At 51.5% G+C, this 17,865-nt stretch carries 20 protein-coding genes; 16 read left to right on the top strand and 4 right to left on the bottom strand.

Annotated features, from left to right (window positions below; genetic code table 11):
* The first annotated feature begins 34 nt into the window (after positions 1-34).
* The 7 genes from atpB to QJQ48_RS17845 all read left to right on the top strand — a co-directional run bounded on the left by atpB (position 35) and on the right by QJQ48_RS17845 (position 5,591).
* Positions 35-790, top strand: a complete 756-nt coding sequence (atpB, locus tag QJQ48_RS17875) for a F0F1 ATP synthase subunit A (protein WP_346292611.1) — start codon at positions 35-37, stop codon at positions 788-790.
* A 156-nt stretch (positions 791-946) separates the two neighbouring features.
* Complete coding sequence (gene atpE, locus QJQ48_RS17870) at positions 947-1,192, top strand: ATP synthase F0 subunit C (RefSeq protein WP_346292610.1); 246 nt, start codon at positions 947-949, stop codon at positions 1,190-1,192.
* A 108-nt stretch (positions 1,193-1,300) separates the two neighbouring features.
* A complete protein-coding gene (locus QJQ48_RS17865) occupies positions 1,301-1,783 on the top strand; it encodes a F0F1 ATP synthase subunit B' (protein WP_346292609.1) in 483 nt (160 codons plus the stop codon).
* A gap of 113 nt (positions 1,784-1,896) precedes the next feature.
* A complete protein-coding gene (locus QJQ48_RS17860; RefSeq protein WP_346292608.1) occupies positions 1,897-2,427 on the top strand; it encodes a F0F1 ATP synthase subunit B in 531 nt (176 codons plus the stop codon).
* Complete coding sequence (gene atpH, locus QJQ48_RS17855) at positions 2,427-2,984, top strand: ATP synthase F1 subunit delta (RefSeq protein WP_346292607.1); 558 nt, start codon at positions 2,427-2,429, stop codon at positions 2,982-2,984. Before QJQ48_RS17860 ends, atpH begins: the two co-directional genes overlap by 1 nt.
* A gap of 60 nt (positions 2,985-3,044) precedes the next feature.
* Positions 3,045-4,562 (top strand): F0F1 ATP synthase subunit alpha, encoded by a 1,518-nt coding sequence (gene atpA, locus QJQ48_RS17850; protein ID WP_346292606.1) that lies wholly within the window; start codon positions 3,045-3,047, stop codon positions 4,560-4,562.
* A gap of 81 nt (positions 4,563-4,643) precedes the next feature.
* Positions 4,644-5,591, top strand: a complete 948-nt coding sequence (locus QJQ48_RS17845; protein WP_346292605.1) for a F0F1 ATP synthase subunit gamma — start codon at positions 4,644-4,646, stop codon at positions 5,589-5,591.
* A 103-nt stretch (positions 5,592-5,694) separates the two neighbouring features.
* Here QJQ48_RS17845 and QJQ48_RS17840 read toward each other — a convergent pair whose 3' ends face one another.
* Positions 5,695-7,320 carry a glycosyltransferase family 39 protein gene (locus QJQ48_RS17840; RefSeq protein ID WP_346292604.1) on the bottom strand — a complete coding sequence of 542 codons (1,626 nt, stop codon included), beginning with the start codon at positions 7,318-7,320 and terminating at the stop codon, positions 5,695-5,697.
* 294 nt (positions 7,321-7,614) lie between these two features.
* A complete protein-coding gene (rsmI, locus tag QJQ48_RS17835; RefSeq protein ID WP_346292603.1) occupies positions 7,615-8,466 on the bottom strand; it encodes a 16S rRNA (cytidine(1402)-2'-O)-methyltransferase in 852 nt (283 codons plus the stop codon).
* A 23-nt stretch (positions 8,467-8,489) separates the two neighbouring features.
* Here rsmI and QJQ48_RS17830 point away from each other — a divergent pair, with 23 nt between their 5' ends.
* Both QJQ48_RS17830 and QJQ48_RS17825 read left to right on the top strand, forming a co-directional pair.
* Positions 8,490-9,392: a PfkB family carbohydrate kinase gene (locus QJQ48_RS17830; RefSeq protein WP_346292602.1), complete on the top strand. Its 903-nt coding sequence runs from the start codon at positions 8,490-8,492 to the stop codon at positions 9,390-9,392.
* Between the two features lie 79 nt (positions 9,393-9,471).
* On the top strand, positions 9,472-10,437 hold the full coding sequence (locus QJQ48_RS17825; RefSeq protein ID WP_346292601.1) for a 3'(2'),5'-bisphosphate nucleotidase: 966 nt from the start codon (positions 9,472-9,474) through the stop codon (positions 10,435-10,437).
* A gap of 80 nt (positions 10,438-10,517) precedes the next feature.
* Here the strand turns inward: QJQ48_RS17825 and sbcD are convergent, their stop codons facing one another.
* Complete coding sequence (sbcD, locus tag QJQ48_RS17820) at positions 10,518-11,816, bottom strand: exonuclease subunit SbcD (RefSeq protein ID WP_346292600.1); 1,299 nt, start codon at positions 11,814-11,816, stop codon at positions 10,518-10,520.
* A gap of 210 nt (positions 11,817-12,026) precedes the next feature.
* On the opposite strand from sbcD, the gene QJQ48_RS17815 reads away from it, so the two are divergent.
* From QJQ48_RS17815 to QJQ48_RS17805, 3 genes are read left to right on the top strand one after another with little or no spacing between them, the layout of a single operon-like run.
* Entirely contained in the window at positions 12,027-12,359 is a 333-nt protein-coding gene (locus tag QJQ48_RS17815) for a hypothetical protein (RefSeq protein ID WP_346292599.1), read from the top strand.
* Complete coding sequence (locus QJQ48_RS17810; protein WP_346292598.1) at positions 12,359-12,898, top strand: GIY-YIG nuclease family protein; 540 nt, start codon at positions 12,359-12,361, stop codon at positions 12,896-12,898. Before QJQ48_RS17815 ends, QJQ48_RS17810 begins: the two co-directional genes overlap by 1 nt.
* Before the next feature lie 21 nt (positions 12,899-12,919).
* On the top strand, positions 12,920-13,267 hold the full coding sequence (locus QJQ48_RS17805; protein WP_346292597.1) for a rhodanese-like domain-containing protein: 348 nt from the start codon (positions 12,920-12,922) through the stop codon (positions 13,265-13,267).
* A 90-nt stretch (positions 13,268-13,357) separates the two neighbouring features.
* Here the strand turns inward: QJQ48_RS17805 and QJQ48_RS17800 are convergent, their stop codons facing one another.
* Positions 13,358-14,635 carry a bifunctional folylpolyglutamate synthase/dihydrofolate synthase gene (locus QJQ48_RS17800; RefSeq protein WP_346292596.1) on the bottom strand — a complete coding sequence of 426 codons (1,278 nt, stop codon included), beginning with the start codon at positions 14,633-14,635 and terminating at the stop codon, positions 13,358-13,360.
* 80 nt (positions 14,636-14,715) lie between these two features.
* On the opposite strand from QJQ48_RS17800, the gene QJQ48_RS17795 reads away from it, so the two are divergent.
* From QJQ48_RS17795 to dtd, 4 genes are all read left to right on the top strand, one after another.
* Positions 14,716-15,516, top strand: a complete 801-nt coding sequence (locus QJQ48_RS17795) for a DUF6816 family protein (RefSeq protein WP_346292595.1) — start codon at positions 14,716-14,718, stop codon at positions 15,514-15,516.
* A 132-nt stretch (positions 15,517-15,648) separates the two neighbouring features.
* Positions 15,649-16,794 (top strand): CobW family GTP-binding protein, encoded by a 1,146-nt coding sequence (locus tag QJQ48_RS17790; protein ID WP_346292594.1) that lies wholly within the window; start codon positions 15,649-15,651, stop codon positions 16,792-16,794.
* Complete coding sequence (locus QJQ48_RS17785; protein ID WP_346292593.1) at positions 16,784-17,242, top strand: HIT family protein; 459 nt, start codon at positions 16,784-16,786, stop codon at positions 17,240-17,242. The genes QJQ48_RS17790 and QJQ48_RS17785 overlap by 11 nt, the downstream gene beginning before the upstream one ends.
* 13 nt (positions 17,243-17,255) lie before the next feature.
* Positions 17,256-17,705, top strand: a complete 450-nt coding sequence (dtd, locus tag QJQ48_RS17780; protein WP_346292592.1) for a D-aminoacyl-tRNA deacylase — start codon at positions 17,256-17,258, stop codon at positions 17,703-17,705.
* Positions 17,706-17,865: the final 160 nt, after the last annotated feature.

The following is a 17,865-nucleotide window of genomic DNA, read 5'->3' as shown; positions in this document are numbered from 1 at the left end:
TTATCTGCAGATTCCTACGGAAATCTTAAAGTTTATGGAGATGTTGAATCCCTTGTCTTCTGTATTTCCCTTGCCTCTAGCTGAGTTAGAGGTGGGGCAGCATCTTTACTGGCATATTGGCAACTTAAAGGTGCACGGTCAGGTCTTCCTCACTTCCTGGTTTGTGATCGCGGTGCTGGTGATTGCCTCACTGTTAGCAACCCGGAAGGTTGAGCGGATTCCTTCGGGTCTGCAGAACTTTATGGAGTATGCGCTAGAGTTCATTCGTGACCTGGCAAAAAACCAGATTGGTGAAAAGGAATATCGCCCCTGGGTTCCCTTTGTCGGCACGCTTTTTCTGTTCATCTTTGTCTCTAACTGGTCAGGTGCGCTGGTTCCTTGGCGGCTGATTCATTTGCCCGCTGGTGAACTTGCAGCTCCAACCAACGACATCAATACAACAGTGGCGCTGGCTCTGCTGACTTCGGTTGCTTATTTTTACGCCGGATTTAGCAAGCGTGGACTTGGCTATTTTGCTCGCTATATTGAGCCGACTCCCATTCTGCTGCCAATCAATATTCTTGAAGATTTCACCAAGCCTCTTTCCCTTAGCTTCCGTCTGTTTGGCAACATCTTGGCAGACGAGCTGGTTGTAGCTGTTCTAGTGCTGCTGGTACCTCTGTTTGTACCGCTGCCGGTAATGGCTTTAGGACTCTTCACCAGCGCAATTCAGGCATTGATTTTCGCTACGCTAGCGGCTGCCTACATTGGTGAAGCAATGGAAGGGCATGGTGTAGAAGAGCATGAGTGATAAAGATCGCTCAGTTGACAGTTGGTTGATGCTGGACTTACGTCCTTTACTGCTCATCAACTAAGGCACAAAGCCTAATGTATCGAGGTTGACTGGCCTCATTTTCCCTCCAAATCTGTTTTAGTCTGTCAATTTTCACTTTGAGGTAAGGAACACATGGATCCTATTATTGCTGCTGCTTCCGTTGTAGCTGCTGCATTAGCTGTTGGTCTAGCAGCTATTGGGCCTGGAATCGGTCAGGGTAACGCGGCAGGTCAAGCGGTAGAAGGTATTGCGCGTCAGCCCGAAGCTGAAGGTAAAATTCGCGGTACTCTACTGCTGAGCTTGGCCTTCATGGAAGCGCTTACCATTTACGGCCTGGTTGTTGCTCTCGTTCTGCTCTTTGCTAACCCTTTTAGCTAAGAAGTAGATATGGAAGAGGGAGTTGCTAGTCAACTTCCTCTAAAATTTGCGGGTCAATAGTAAACGTTTTGATTTTCAAGCCCCTCTATGACATGAGGGCATTGACTTATGACATATTGGATAACGCTATTGGCGGTTGAGGCTGCTGCTGAGGGAGGGGGTCTCTTTGACTTTGACGCCACGCTTCCTCTGGTTGCTGTGCAGTTTGTGATTTTGGCCGTTATTCTAAATGCCGTCTTTTACAAGCCCTTAGGCAACGCGATCGATGAGCGTGATGGCTACATTCGCGGTAGTCAGGCAGAGGCTGAAGAGCGGTTGCAAAAAGCTGAGCGTTTAGCCCAGCAGTACGAGCAGGAACTGGCAGACACGCGCCGTCAGTCTCAGGCTTTAATTGCTGACGCCCGTGAGGAAGCTCAGAAGCAGTCATCTGCTAAGATTGCAGCCGCTCAGCAAGAAGCTCAGGCTAAGCGAGAACAAGCGCAGCAGGAAATCGATCAGCAGAAAGCGGCGGCTATGGCCACGCTTGAAGGCCAGGTTGATGAACTGAGTCAGCAAATTTTAAACAAGGTTTTAGCTGGCGTTTCAACATAGCTGAAGTTAGATAACGAGTAGTTTGCATCCTACTGCGTCTTGAGTAAGCTGCAAGCTGCCAACCTTTGATTATTTGAAGTGACTTTGATTACTGTGGGCAGCGTGTATCCGTGATGGAAAGTATAGTTTTTTTCAGATTGCTAGCTGTCGAAGAAGGTGGCGTAGGGCTGAATTTTGATTTGCTAGAGACAAATCTGATCAACCTGGCAATTATTATTGGTGTCTTATTTTACTTCGGCAGTAAGTTTCTGGGGAATACCCTGGCAACCCGTCGGCAAGAGATTGAAGCCGCTATCAAAGCAGCCGAGAAACGCAAGCAGGAAGCCTCCTCGGCGCTGGCTGAGCAGCAGCAGAAGCTAGCTCAGGCTCAGGTTGAAGCGGAGCAAATCAAGGCGAGAGCTGAAGAAAACGCGACGCGGGCCAGGGGTGAAATCTTGCAGCAGGCCGACAAAGACGTTGAGCGATTGCAGGCGGCGGCTGAGCAGGATTTGTCAGCTCAGCAAGACAAGGTTATGCGGGAATTGCAGAAGCGCATAGCGGCTCTGGCAATGGACCGAGTTGAAGCCCAGCTAGCCGACCGGCTTAATGAAGATGTCCAGCGACAGCTAGTAGACAAGAGTATTGCACTGTTAGGAGGTCGTTGATGAGCGGCAGTCTAGTTAATTCAGAAATTATCGACCCCTACGCGCAGGGACTGATGTCTTTGGCGAAGGATCAGAGTTTAACCGATCGCTTTGGTGAAGACGCCGCTGGCTTGCTCTCGATTCTGCAGGAGTCAGCAGAACTCAATCAGTTTTTGGGCAGCCCGCTAGTGGGCGCAGAGGCAAAGAAATCTGTTCTGCGTCAGGTGGCCTCAGAGAGTCTTCATCCCTACATGCTCAACTTTCTCATGCTGCTGATTGACAGAGGGCGTATCTCTCTGCTGACAGGCGTTTTGAAGCAGTATCAGTCATTGCTGCGGGATTTGAACAAGACGGTGCTGGCTGAAGTGACTTCTGCCATCGAACTGACAGACGAACAGAAGGAGTCTGTACGTCAAAAGGTTTTGTCGATGACGGAGGCTCAAGGTGTCGATTTGGAAACTCAAATTGATCCCGATCTGCTAGGGGGCGTCATTATTAAGGTTGGTTCTCAGGTGGTTGATGCCAGCCTTCGCAGTCAGCTTCGTCGAATTGGACTACAGCTCGGCAGTGCCGCCTGATTCTGACTTGCTCGCACTTTTGATAACCTACTCACTGTTCTTAGAGATTCAGTAACTTTTATGGTAAGCATCAGACCTGACGAAATTAGCAGCATTATTCGACAGCAGATCGAACAGTACGATCAGGAGATTAAAGTTTCCAACGTGGGAACAGTACTCCAGGTTGGAGACGGTATTGCTCGAATTTATGGCCTAGATAAGGCGATGGCAGGTGAACTGCTGGAGTTTGAAGACGGTACTGTGGGTATCGCCCTCAACCTGGAAGAAGATAACGTGGGCGCGGTGCTGATGGGCAGCGGCCGCGATATTCAAGAAGGGAGTTCGGTTAAGTCAACGGGGCGGATTGCTGAAGTTCCGGTAGGCGAAGCCCTGCTGGGCCGCGTTGTGGATTCTCTCGCTCGTCCGCTAGATGGCAAAGGCGATATTCAAACTTCTGAAACTCGTCTAATTGAGTCGGGAGCGCCTGGCATTATTGAGCGGAAGTCAGTTTACGAGCCGCTGCAGACAGGGATTACGGCTATTGACGCTATGATTCCGGTAGGACGCGGTCAGCGAGAGCTAATCATTGGCGATCGCCAAACTGGCAAAACTGCGATCGCGATCGACACCATTCTCAACCAGCACGACCAAAACGTAGTCTGTGTTTACGTAGCAATTGGTCAAAAAGCCTCTTCGGTAGCGCAGATCGTCAGCGTTTTGGAAGAGCGGGGCGCAATGGAGTACACCATTGTAGTCGCTGCCAATGCCAATGACCCGGCTCCGCTGCAGTATCTCGCTCCCTATACCGGCGCAGCGCTAGCTGAATACTTCATGTATAACGGTCGCCATACCCTGGTGATCTATGATGACCTGACCAAACAAGCTCAAGCCTATCGTCAGATGTCGCTGCTGCTGCGTCGTCCGCCCGGACGGGAAGCTTACCCCGGTGACGTTTTCTATCTCCACTCCCGTCTGCTAGAGCGGGCAGCCAAACTAAGCCCTGCCCTCGGCGAAGGCAGCATGACGGCACTGCCGATTATCGAAACCCAGGCAGGTGACGTTTCAGCCTACATTCCCACCAACGTAATTTCTATTACAGACGGTCAGATTTTCTTGTCTTCTGACCTGTTTAACTCCGGCCTGCGGCCTGCCATCAACGCCGGTATTTCCGTTTCACGGGTGGGATCAGCCGCGCAGATTAAGGCCATGAAGAAGGTAGCTGGTAAGGTGAAGCTGGAGCTAGCTCAGTACGACGAACTGCAGGCGTTCGCCCAGTTTGCTTCTGACCTGGATCAGGCCACGCAGAAACAGCTAGCTCGCGGTCAGCGTCTCCGGGAACTGCTGAAGCAGCCTCAATATTCGCCACTGCCGGTTGAGGAGCAAATCGCGATCATCTACGCCGGTATCAATGGCTTTATGGATGATGTACCGGTGGAGAAAGTATCTAACTTCGCCGTTGAGATGCGCGAGTATATCCGCAACAATAAGCCCAAGTATGCTGAGCTAGTCAGAAACGAGAAAAAGCTCAATGACGAGATTATCAGCCTGCTTGAAGAAGGCATTACTGAAGCCAAGCAAGCCTTCATGGCGACTGTCTAAGCTCCGTGTTAGTGGGTAGCTGTTGACAACAGACAGCAGCTACTCCCACTGCCTTTGATATCACCGGTACGAGGAAGGCCGATGCCAAATCTCAAATCTATTCGCGATCGCATTAAGTCAGTTAAGAATACGCGCAAAATTACCGAAGCTATGCGCTTGGTGGCTGCCGCCAAGGTTCGGCGGGCACAAGAGCAGGTAACGGCAACTCGTCCCTTTGCCGACCGGCTAGCTCAGGTGCTCTACGGGCTACAAACCCGTCTCCGCTTTGAAGATGCCGATCTGCCGCTGCTGAAGCAGAGAGAAGTTGAGAACGTTGGATTGCTGGTTATTTCTGGCGATCGCGGTCTTTGCGGCGGCTATAACATCAACGTTATCAAGCGGGCTGAAATCCGTGCCAAAGAGTTGGAAAAAGAGGGCGTAGGCTATAAGTACGTTATTGTAGGCCGCAAAGCTAACCAACACTTCAAGCGCCGTGATGTCCCCATTAGCGCTTCTTTTACTGAGCTAGAGCAAATCCCGACGGCTGAGGAAGCATCAAATATTGCCGACGAGCTGCTTTCACTGTTTCTTTCAGGGACAGTTGATCGAGTTGAGCTAGTCTATACTAAGTTTGTTTCGCTGATTAGCTCTCGCCCAGTCGTACAAACCCTGCTGCCGCTTGATCCTCAAGGTCTAGAAGCCTCGGATGACGAAATCTTCCGCTTGACTACGCGCGGCGGTCAGTTTCGGGTTGAGCGTGAGCGGGTAGAATCGCCTCTGGAAAATCTGCCCCAGGACATGATTTTCGAACAGGATCCGGTACAAATTCTAGACGCTTTATTGCCGCTCTACCTCAACAACCAAATTCTGCGGGCGCTACAAGAAGCTGCTGCTAGTGAACTGGCCGCGCGGATGACGGCGATGAACAATGCCAGCGACAATGCTTCCGAGCTAGTGAAAACCCTAACCCTGTCTTACAACAAGGCGCGTCAGGCCGCAATTACTCAGGAAATTCTAGAAGTTGTTGGCGGAGCTGAAGCATTGGGCTAAAACTCAGCTATTACTAAAACAATAGTAAAACGACTAGCGAGGATAATTTATCCATCCTTGCTAGTCGTTTTTTAGATCCTCAAGATATTTGTGAGGCGGCAACTTATTGCTTGAGCTTTTCCAAAACTCGCGTGTTGCCTTGGTAAACCACCTCAATCTCAGCGTTGTTTTCCGCCTTGATATCTTCTTTCAACGTGTCGGGCAGCGAGTACAAGAAAATATCTGCGAATCCATCGGGAATTTTGGGCGCGTTAAACTCGTCATGCAGTAGCTGAAGTTGGACGTTCGGCTCTAAAGAGTAACTCAATGAGAGAATTGATCTACCATCGTTGCTTGTGAGCCTGGCAATTACCAGAGCACTTTCAGACTTATTGATAAGTTTAGAAATTTTAGGATTATCAACATTGTTACTCTTGTTCCACCAAACTTTTGCTTGGGAATAAGTCAAACAGGAAAAAAGACTAATTGATAGGGTTATGTAGAGGATGAATTTCCATATTCTTCGCTGTAGAAAACTGGTCGGATTTAGACTGATTTTAGTCCCGAAGGTATATGCAGTTGCTAGCTGTATGCCCAAGTAGCAGGACATTAAATAACGGGGAATAGTTGAGCGTATTCCGCCTTTAATTAGATCCGGCAGTGCTAAAAAAAGCCAAGGCACTAATATCAGCACTAAGATAAAAAGCCAGCTTTTTCTAGAAGTACCGCGAATTAGACAGTAAAACGCATACCCAAATAAAACAAGCAGAAAAAAGATCAATAAAAATTCTTTGTTTGAAATACTCCATAAGCCATCCCCATAAAAATCCCATAGCGTAATACTTAAGCTAGACAGCCAGGCTTTTACCAGCATCAGCAGAGGTATTTTTTGCTGTCTCCAGTCAGACATTTGGCCAGAGTTAATAGCGATCAGCCAGCCCCACGGCGCAAAAGCAACAACGCTAGCAAAAAGCGACAGCAGATAATTAACAGTTTCCTGGTTCAGCTTAAACTTGTTGATAAACGCTAAATAAATTCCATGACTGATGGCAATTAGACCTGTGAAAGGATATATGTATAGTCCTACGGTCAAAGTGGCTGCATAGAGCACCCATGCCAAGCTGTGTTTACATCGAACTGACCATAAAAAAACTGCACTAGATAAAGCAACTATTGCCGTCCAGGCGGCGTAATAGCGAGCTTCTTGAGCATAGATAATGTGAATGGGAGAAACTGAGAACAGCGTTACAGATAGCCAAGCGACTAAATTTGAGTTGAATAACTCTTTGCTCAGCCAATAAATACAGGGAAAAGTGAGCAGACTAAAGAAAACGGATAGGCTTCTTCGGATAGCGACAGAATCGCCAAAAATTTGTATCCATCCTCTCAGTAAAAGATAGTAGAGGGGGGGGCTTTGAGGTTCTTCAAGCGCTAGCGCTCTAATCGTATCGACCGGGGTTTTATTGGGGCTGGGCGACTGAAATCTGTGTAGTTCTTCAATACTGATAGCCTGACCCTGCCAGTCTTGAACCTGATTGCCGATATCTACCTCTGTGTAGCCGAACGTGTAATGGGTGTTGATGACTTCATCAACCCAAAAAGGCTTCAAATCTAGGTTGGCAAATCGAAAAAAAATGCCTAAAACTACGGATGCAGCAATAAAAATTTGCAGGTAATTTGTTAGAGGCGTTACCCAAAATCTAGTTGAAGGTACTACCCTTAATTTGTTTTGTATATTTTCAACGAACATTGGATGAGGAGGGGCAAAATTTTTGAAATTGAGGTAGTCAACTCTGATTAATAGATAGATCAAAGCCAGAAGATCGCCAAAAACACAATCTTCTGGAGCTTTTTAATTGTTAGTCAAAATTAAACTTCCTGATATTGAAAAGATAATTCCTTGCCAAAGCTCTCAGGAACTTTTGATGTATAGATCACTAAATCTTAAAAGACAAACGTTCTATTTAAAGAAATAGCAAACTGAAGGAAATAGAGTTTTATATCTACCCAAGGAAGGAGCCGAAAGATCGAATCTTTAGCTGACTTACTCTGTCTCGGGCGCAATTGCCAATTTGTAAACTTGCTGACGGGACAGGTTAGTCTGCGGCGCTATTTGACGACTGGCCTGCGATCGCGATAAGCCCTGGTTCATCAGCGCCGCCAGTGCTGCCCGGATTTCTGCTGGGCTGGTGAGTAACAGGTTATCTGCTGGTGCACCGGCTACAACCAGGGTGAATTCTCCTTTGGGTGACGTGGTTTGGTAGTGAGCGATCGCTTCAGTCAGGGTTCCCTGCCAAAACTCCTCGTAGCGCTTAGTGAGTTCGCGGGCGGTCGTGATTAGGCGATCGCCGCCCAAGGTATCGGCTAAATCAGCCAGCGTCTTTTCCAAGCGGTGAGGGGCTTCGTAAAAGATTAGGGTGCATGGTTCTGACTGGATAGCCTGGAGGCGATCGCGTCTGGCCTTGCCCTTAGCGGGCAGAAAACCTTCAAAAGTGAAGCGATCGGTGGGTAAACCGGAAGCGGCGATCGCGGTAATGGCAGCGGTCACACCTGGAATCGGAATTACTGGCAGGTTGGCCGCCCGACACGCTTTGACTAGCTCATAGCCCGGATCAGAAATTCCCGGCATCCCCGCGTCAGAAACCAGAGCAACTGTTTTACCCTGCTGAAGCAGCCGCAAGATTTCTGGAATACGCTGCTGCTGATTATGTTCATGATAGCTAAGCTGCGGTGTCTTGATCTGAAAGTGCTGTAATAGCTTGCCTGTATGGCGAGTATCTTCGGCGGCGATCAGGTCAGCTTCCCCCAGCACCCGCACCGCTCGCAGCGTCATGTCCTCTAAATTACCAATGGGCGTCCCTACAATGTAAAGCGCCCCTATGCTCGATTCTGTCACTAGTAAATTTGCAACCCCAGCCTATGCGTGAACAGCCCAAGCGTGGTCTCTTTGTCGGCATGACCACCCTCGACTTAATCTATCAGGTTCCCCGTGTGCCTCAGGCTAATGAGAAACTAGTCGCCTCAGCCAGCCTGATGACGGCGGGCGGGCCTGCAACCAACGCGGCGATCGCTTTTCAAAGCCTGGGCAATATTGCACAGCTAATGAGCGTTTTAGGCCAGCATCCTCTATCAGGGCTGCTGCGGCAAGAACTACAGCAGCAACAGGTTCAATCTTTTGACCTGATGCCGCACTACGCTCAAATGCTGCCCGCCTCCTCTATTTTAGTAACCCAGTCCACGGGCGATCGCGCTGTGGTTTCGCGCAATGCCGTAGATCTGCAGGCAGCACCTCACAACCTGCCGCCCGAACTCACAGCCGAAGTTGTGCTCATCGATGGTCATCAGATGGCCGTTAGTCAGAGGGTGGCTCAGCAGGCCAAAGTTCAGCAGATTCCGGTGGTGATTGATGGTGGTAGCTGGAAACCTGGTTTTGAACACGTTCTACCCCAGGCTACCTACGCCATTTGCTCAGAAAACTTCTATCCACCGGGTTGCCAGTCCACCCCGGAGGTTGTCGCTTACCTACAAGACTTGGGAATTGCGCAAATTGCCGTCACCCACGGCGATCGCCCAATCGAATTTTGGCAGTTTCAGGAGCAGGGGACGCTATCGGTACCCCAGGTTAGGGCTGTTGACACCTTAGGAGCAGGGGATATTTTTCACGGCGCGTTTTGCCACTGGATTTTACAGCCCCACAGCACTTTTGTTCAGGCTTTGACTCAGTCTGCTCAGGTCGCCGCTTTTTGCTGTCAGTTTTGGGGAACACGCGACGGCCTCAATCGGCTGCGGCAGCAAGGCTGGCAAAGCTTAAAGTTTAAGTAAATCAGCCTCAAGAATCTACGGCCAATTGATCGGCACAACAGTAGACTAGAGCAGAAAACTACTCCACTTAAATAGCTGCATGGTCTACGACACCGAAAAACAAGTTGCGGTTCAAGCTGCGATCGCCGCTGCTAAGCTCTGCCAGCAAGTGCGGCAGCAAATTACGCCCGAAGCGATTGAAAAGAAGGATCGCAGCCCAGTAACAGTTGCTGACTTTGGCTCTCAGGCTCTGATTTGCCATGCCCTAGCTGAGGCTTTTCCTGATGACCCGGTGGTGGGGGAAGAGGATGCGGCTACCCTGCGTCAAGCCGATATGAGCCAGCAGTTAGATAAAGTGACGAAGTACGTGCAGGCAATTGATCCAGCGGCGACGCCGGAAAAAGTAGCTGACTGGATTGATCAGGGGAACGGTCAGGTTAGCTCACGCTACTGGACGCTCGATCCGATTGACGGCACGAAAGGCTTTTTGCGAGGCGACCAGTACGCCGTGGCGCTGGCGCTGATTGAGGAGGGGGATATTAAAGTCGGCGTACTGGCCTGCCCTGCTTTAGAAATTGACGGTCAGCAAGGGATAGTTTTGGTGGCTGTGAGAGGTCAAGGGACAGAGCTTCTAACGGCTGCAGGCCAGCCCGTTAAGTCAGTGCAGGTGTTGCAGACCGCAGACAAAGCACGATTGCGATTTGTTGAAAGTGTGGAATCTGGACACGGCGATCAGTCCCAGCAGTCAGCAGTGGCGAAAGCAGTGGGTATTACAGCAGATTCAATCCGCATGGACAGTCAGGCTAAGTATGCGGCGGTGGCAACCGGAGAAGCAGCACTCTATCTGCGACTGCCATCACCCAAGTCACCAGACTACCGCGAAAAAATTTGGGATCACGCCGCAGGTGTTCTCGTCGTGGAAGAGGCTGGCGGCCAGGTCACCGATATGAACGGCAAGCCTTTGGACTTCTCTAAGAGCGATCGCATGCAGGATAATCGCGGAGTGGTAGTGAGCAACGGCGCTATTCACGATACGGTTTTAGCTGCGCTGGCCGCTAGCTCCTAAGTCAGCGCTTTTGGGTTCCTGGTCACCTGACTGGGAATCCATCTTAGGGTTTTTTGCCAGTGCGCTTGCCAGTGTTGCGTCTACAGTAATCGCAACTGCTGGGAAGCCAAGTCCAGTTCAGGCAAAACTTCATCAGTCTCCGATTCGAGGAGCGCAGCAGGGCAGTCTTCCTCAATCAGCAGGGCATTGGCTGCTGCCAGCATTTCAGCCGACAGCTCGGTCAAATCTTCCCGATTAGCCAAATAGGTTTGTAAGGCTGCTAGGGGTTCTAAAGTGCTGTCAGCCTTGAGTTCTGGCAGCCGAGGGCGGGCTAATTGGCTGATAAATTCAGCCTGAATCGTATAGGTATGAGCCGCACTGAGCGCTTCATAGAGGGCGGCGTTATCGATCTGCTCGACCTGCTCTGATCGCAGCTTATACATCAGCCGCACCACCGCCTCGTCAATTTCAGCCGCTGCGATCGCTTGGAGCAGCTTTTGCTGCGGTTCCTTTGCCTGAGACAAATCAGCTTTGATGGTTTTAAAGGGACGTACCGGCAGAGAACAAAATTCAGCCGCTACCTGTCCTCGTGCGAGGGATACTAGGACGTATCCTTTCTCTTCTTTTTCTTCGCTGAAGTCTACTCGCTCAATGCTGCCGGGATAGAGCGCCAGCGGGGACTGGCTCAAAATCTGATGTTTGTGGACATGCCCTAGAGCAATATAGTCAAAACAGTCCCGCGTCAGCAGCGCCATAGGTACTGTAAACCCTTTGCCTGCAGCCAGAAAACGCTCCGCGCCATAGCAGGCCGTATCGGCCATTAGGTGCCCCAGCAAAATTGTTGGCAGGGCCGGATTGAGGCGGCGAATTTCTCCCTCTAGGGCGACTCGCAGCCGATCGATCAAAAGCTGATTCACCTCAGCCATTGAAAGTCCTTCCGTTTCAGGGCGGGTTAGCAGGGTCGATCGCGTCAGCCAGGGCAGCGTGATAATCTGTACTGCGCCGCTGCGGGTTTCAATCTGGTGGGTCATTAGGCGATCGCCCACCACAAACCCCGGTACCCCCAACGTTCGATAAATGCAGAGGCTAGCCCCGCCTGTACCCTGAGCGTGCTGATCGTGATTGCCGACAAGTAAAACAGTCGGAATTTCGGCATCCACAAGGCGACGAAACTGACTGGCAAATGCCTGCTGCACAATTGGTGGCGGCGTAGCGTCGGGGAAAGCGTCGCCGCTGAAAAGAACTAGGTCAACCGGGTCTTCAAGGGCACGATCAATGCATAGGCTGAGGGTTGCGACAAAATCCTCTAGCCGGGTGTTCAATCCGGTTTCGGGATTGATCCGTCCGTGACAGAAGCCGCTGCCCATGTGGATATCGGAGAGGTGCAGGAGGCGGATCATAGCGGGTATACCTGTACTAGGCTTAAGCGTAGCATGAGCGAAGCAGGGGTAATAAAGAGGGGATAACTGGCGAAAATTGCCACCGTGCGCGCAGTTGTTTTGTCACTAAGGTAGGCTAATTTCAAAATTCTTAATGGGCGAAAGTCGCTCAATGGCTGACAGCCGCTGGGAATCGCTATAGGCTGAACAAGCAGGCACAACACATTGCTCATGGTTCGCCTAAAAATTGTTCAAAACTATGACAGCCGCTTCACCCTGGCCCCGGATGCTAAAACGGCATTGTTTGAGCTGCTGCAGGACGCCAGTTTTCTCAAGCAGGTTTGCCAGCAGGCGGGATTTAACCAGATAGAATTCACCGGGCTGCTCTTTCAGCCTATTCCCTACACAGAAGCTACCCCTAAAGGGATGCCTGCTGAGTTTGAACCGTATCATGAATCTCCCGATCACGTTCTAATCAACGTACCGCCGCCGTTCATGTTTAAGGCTAAAATTTTCCAGCCTAGCCGTCTCTGTGCCATTTATCGCCGAGTTGAAACTCAGTAATGCCTTCTCAAACCTCAACGCCTAACCTTGCCGATCTTGAAGCTGTGCCTTACCTCAATGAAGCGGGGCAAATTCCCGAACAGTTTCAGGGCAAAGTGGGTATTTACGCCATTTTCGATCAGGCGCAGACCTTACAGTATGTGGGCTACTCCCGCGATATAGCCCTGAGCCTGAGACAGCACCTCATGCGTCAACCGATGGCCTGTCACTGGATAAAAGTGCAGACCGTCGATCGCCCCAGCCGTACTCTCTTGGAAGGAATTCAGGACGCCTGGATTAAGGAAAACGGTGAGATGCCGGTGGGGAATGCCGCCGAAAGCGATCGCTGGAACCAGCCGATTGATGCCAAACCTGCTATGACTGCAGCGGAAAAGCAGCAGTTTGCCCAAACCGATGAGCTAGGCCAAATTAAGCTGTTGAAAAAGGTATCGCGGCGGGTAGAGGCTGAAATCCTGGAAACACTGAAGCAGCGCGGGGTACAAATGGACTTGCGCTTCAATCCCAAGCTGAAAGAGCAGGGACTGTTAGATTTGAAATGAACTGCGACGGATAGGACAGCGATGACAGCTCCGGCAAGCATGGGACAGATTGATGTGGAAACTCTGGCGCAGCGACTGGCCGCCGGGGAGAGCTTACAGCTAATTGACGTGCGGGAGGCACAAGAGCTAGCGATCGCCCGTTTAGACGGTTTTGAGCATTTGCCCCTGAGCGAGTTCAATCAGTGGGCCGAGCAGGTACCCGTCCGCTTAGATCCCGATGCGGAAACTGTTGTCATGTGTCACCACGGTATGCGATCGGCGCAGATGTGCCAGTGGCTACTCGGTCAGGGCTTTACCCAGGTGAAAAACCTGGTGGGCGGCATTGATGCCTATTCCTGCGTAGTGGATCCAGCAGTGCCACGTTATTGAGCTTTGAGGGCGATCGCCACAAGTCTAAAAGGCTCTCTCCGCAAAATGGTGCGTTACGGCTATGCCTAAGGCACCTTTGCGTTGACTCGCTTACTGAGTCAGATCGGCTAGAAAATTGCCAATTAGGTACAAAGAACCACATAAAACTCTGAGTCCGTTTGTCTGGTGAGTTGTGGCCTGTAGCGCCGTGGATAAGTCGGTAAAAGTTTGACATATCGCTAAATCGGGGCAGATCGTGCTCGCTAGCTCAGCCAATTCTTTCGGTTCTGCAGAGAGGTGGCCGGGTACGGGGACTAGATGAAGGCGATCGCCCGGACGCAGCAGTGCCGTAAAAATGTCGGCATGATCTTTAGTGGCTAGCATTCCCATCACCCAGGTAGTCGGGCCGTTGGCAATCTGATCAACATATCGCCGGAGGGCTGTTGCGGCTGCCGGATTGTGCGCTCCATCAATGAGTAGCTCGTGCTGAGTTCCGGCTGCATCTGCCCAGTCAATCCACTGCAATCTGCCGGGCCAGCGGGCCTTGGCCATGCCTTGCTGAATGGCTGTGTCAGAAACCTGCCAGTCCTGCTGCCGCAGAATATTCAGGGCCGCGATCGCCAGTGCCGAGTTCACTAACTGATGCTGACCCAGTAGCGATAGGGGATAGTCAATCTGCAGGTTATCGTGGACATATCGCGCCCAATCGCCGTCAAGCTTGTGCGCAGGCTGGGGCCACACCGCCGGACAGTCGAGGTCAGCTAAACGCTTTTGAATCACCGCTGCCGCCTCTGGAAGCTGCGGTGCGATCGCGGCAGGACAGTTGGCTTTCAAAATGCCAGCCTTTTCTCCGGCAATATCGGCCACGGTTGGCCCTAAGCGCTGCCAGTGCTCTTTGCTAATCGGCGTGATGAGACTGACTAAGGGGCGATCGCAGACGTTGGTGGCATCTAGGCGTCCGCCTAGTCCTACTTCGATGACCGCAATGTCTACCGCTTCTGTGGCAAAATGCAGCCAAGCTGCCGCTGTGAAGACTTCAAACTGGGTTGGAGTCGATTCGTGGGGATTAATCGCGGCGATGACCGTTTCTAAACGCGATCGCAGCGTCTCAGCCGCGATCGGCTGCTCATTGACACAGATACGTTCACTCCAGCTCACCAGATGGGGCGAAGTGTAGCGTCCCACTCGGTAGCCGGCCTCCGTTAGAATTGCTGAGAGATAGGCGCAGATCGAGCCTTTGCCGTTGGTACCCGCTACGTGAATAATCGGCACTCGTTCTTGAGGGCTGCCCAGGTTTGCCAAGAGCTGCTGAATTCGCTCTAGCCCCAAATGCACGCCAAAACGGGCAAAGCTCTCTAGTATCTGATTAATGTCGTTCGCAGAATCCACCGCTGCTGGCTGTTCCCAAAAGTTTTCTCAAAGATATCCTATTGTTGAACTGTACTCGCTGAATACCCGCAATCTCCGCTATGAACCGCTGGTTCCGAAAACGACTGCGCCCTAAATTGATTTGGCTGTCGCTGCTACTGCTGGTATGGCTGTTTTGCAGTGCTCAGGCGGTGGCTGGCTCGCTTAGCGATCGCTTAGCCCAGTTTCCTGACTGGACAGACAAGCCCCCTGTGCAGACGGCAGTAGGGGATTTGGCCTATCCGGATTGGATGGCGGGTACTTGGGAGATGACCACAACGCTTGTTGATTTGGCCGCACCGCTAGCGCCAGAAGTCACTACGCCTGGTTTTGAAGGCAATCGGCAGTTTTTGCAGCAGCCTGTGGTGTGTCAGGTGCGCTTCGTGCCAGAGCGCCGTCGTTCCCTCAGCCGCTTTGTGCCCAGCGCGATCGCCTCAGCGCCTAAAATTGTTTCCGATCGGGCTTTCAATGGTCTAAGTCTAGCCAGAGCGTATTTAGGGGAAGCCGCCGTCAAGTCTGTCAGGGTAGATCCCAACAATCCCAATCGCCAGGTGACGATTTTGCGGGGCGATCGCCAGCTAGAATCTACCGTCACCCAGCGAGCGACGGAAAGCCCTAGCCGCGATCGCTTTGTCACTTCAGAGATTTTTCAGCAAATTTTTCGCGGTTTGCCCCAGCCCTATCTGAATGAGGTGGAGACGACGACGGCTTACACCCAGCCATCAGTAACAGAGGATGTGACATTTGCGGCGGATCAGGTAACGGCAATCTATTTATCACCCCAGGATCCTGATTACTTTAAAGCAGGCGATCGCCCAGTGGCACTGTATCGCTATCAGTTAGAATTTCGCCCGGTTGCTTAGCGGACAATTCTGCGGCAAACAGTTCGGGGCAGCCGTAATTCTAAGCAACTCGTTAAAATAGGGGATGCGGTTTCTACGGTGACGATACACTGGCAGAGCCGCCGTTGTTGTCACATTATCTAAGCTCAGTCTATGTCTTCGATCGCCACTCCCACCGCCCCCGCTCAGATGGACGATACTAAGCACGGTTTGCCCGTCACCATCATCACTGGCTTTTTAGGCAGCGGCAAGACGACTCTGCTCAACCATATTCTGTCTAATCAGGAAGGGTTGAAAACGGCTGTCTTAGTCAATGAGTTTGGCGAGATTGGCATTGATAATGACCTGCTGATCACCCCCGAAGGCGGTGATGACACGATGGTAGAGCTAAGCAACGGCTGTATCTGCTGCACCATCAACAACGATCTGCTCGAAGCCGTTTACAAAGTGCTAGAGCGCAAAGACAAAATTGATTACCTCGTGGTCGAAACCACCGGACTGGCTGATCCCCTACCGATCGCGCTTACCTTTCTCGGCACTGAACTGCGCGATCTGACTCGACTCGACTCCATTGTCACCGTGGTAGACGCCGAGAACTACAGCCTCGACTTGTTCAACAGTCAGGCGGCTTACAATCAGATTGCCTATGGCGACATCCTGTTGCTGAATAAAGCTGATTTAGTAGACGACGCTGACCTAGATTTGCTGGAAGTCAAAGTCCGTGAAGTTAAGGAAGGCGCTCGGATTCTGCGCACTGTCAAGTCAGAAGTGCCGCTGCCGCTGATTCTAAGCGTAGGCTTGTTTGAGTCTGATAAATACTTTAGCCAAGAGCCTCACGCCGATCACGACCATGACCACAGCCACGGGGAGCACGACCATAGCCACGGGGAGCACGACCACGCCAACTGCGACCACGAGCACGGTCACTGTGAGCACGACCACGACCATGAGCACCACCATCATCATTCTGACCACCTAGCTGTTGATGGCTTCACATCTCTGTCATTCCAAAGCGATCGCCCCTTTGCTATCCGTAAGTTTCAGTACTTTTTAGACAACCAACTGCCGGAAAGTATCTTCCGCGCCAAAGGCATTCTTTGGTTTGATGAAAGTCCCAAGCGTCATATCTTCCACCTCAGCGGCAAGCGCTTTTCCCTCGATGACGACCAGTGGACCGAAACGCCGAAAAATCAGCTTGTGCTGATTGGTCAAAATCTCGATCATGCCAAACTGCGGGAACAGCTCAATAGCTGTCTTTGCGTACCGTCGGCTAGTCGGGGTAAGGGGTTTGGCAAATAGCGCTCTCTCACATCCCAACTGCCTCGCTTGTCAAACGCTGCAGGGACAAGTTGCAGTACCGGGCGGCGTAATTGCCGAAAACGAGTGGTGGCTGGCTGACCACTGTTTAGGGCCGTATGGGGTTGGCGCTATTGTGGTCAAGACTAAGATTCACCGTGAGGAACTGGCCGACTTGAGCGCCAATGAAGCGGCCTCGCTGGGCCTGTTTCTGCAGCGTCTCACCACTGCCATGCGGGTAGCATTAGGGGCTAAGCGAGTGTATATCAATCTGTGGGATGACGACGCGCCTCACCATGTTCACTTTCTGCTGCAGCCGCGCTACGGCACTAGAGAAGAACTGGGCTTAGTCGGACTGGAGCTGCAGGTCTTTCGGGCCTTGCAAAAGCCACCTGCGCCTACTGAGGCTGAGGCCGCAGCGGTCAAGGTACGACAGTGTTTAGCGAATTAGCCAGCTTAAGTCTATGCGGGTGGTGATACAGCGGGTCAAGTCCTCGCAGGTTGAGGTTGAGGGCGAAGTGGTAGGCCGGATTGGGCTGGGACTAAATTTGCTGGTGGGAATTGCTGCGACTGACACTGAAGCTGAACTCGACTGGATGGTACGCAAATGCTTAGACCTGCGCCTGTTTCCTGATACTTCGACTGGACGCTGGACACAGTCGGTTCAGGATATTGAGGGAGAACTGCTAGTGGTCAGTCAATTTACGCTGTACGGGGACTGTCGCAAAGGGCGGCGGCCCTCATTTGATCAGGCGGCGGCCCCGACGGCAGCAGCGGCTCTGTATGAGCTATTTGTGCACAAGCTGCGGCAGAGCGGTTTGCGTGTAGAAACTGGGCAGTTTGGGGCCATGATGCAGGTTGCAATCGAGAATGATGGACCGGTGACGCTGCTGCTAGAGCGAGAGTCTGCTTAGCTGCATACCGCATTTATTACGGTATTGCTGATTTTGGGTACGAATTAAAACGCGAGCAAGATGTTCGCACTAACCTGTCTGATGATAGGCGAGGGAGTGTGAGCGTCTCGCTCACGACCGGCAAACACCAGGCTCATCCCTTGATTCAGCAACGCCCTTA

Origin of the sequence: Sphaerothrix gracilis Ecp01, from assembly GCF_030405905.1 — a bacterium.
Taxonomy (GTDB): domain Bacteria; phylum Cyanobacteriota; class Cyanobacteriia; order Phormidesmidales; family Phormidesmidaceae; genus Sphaerothrix; species Sphaerothrix gracilis.
This window is presented reverse-complemented; position numbering and strand designations above follow the sequence as displayed.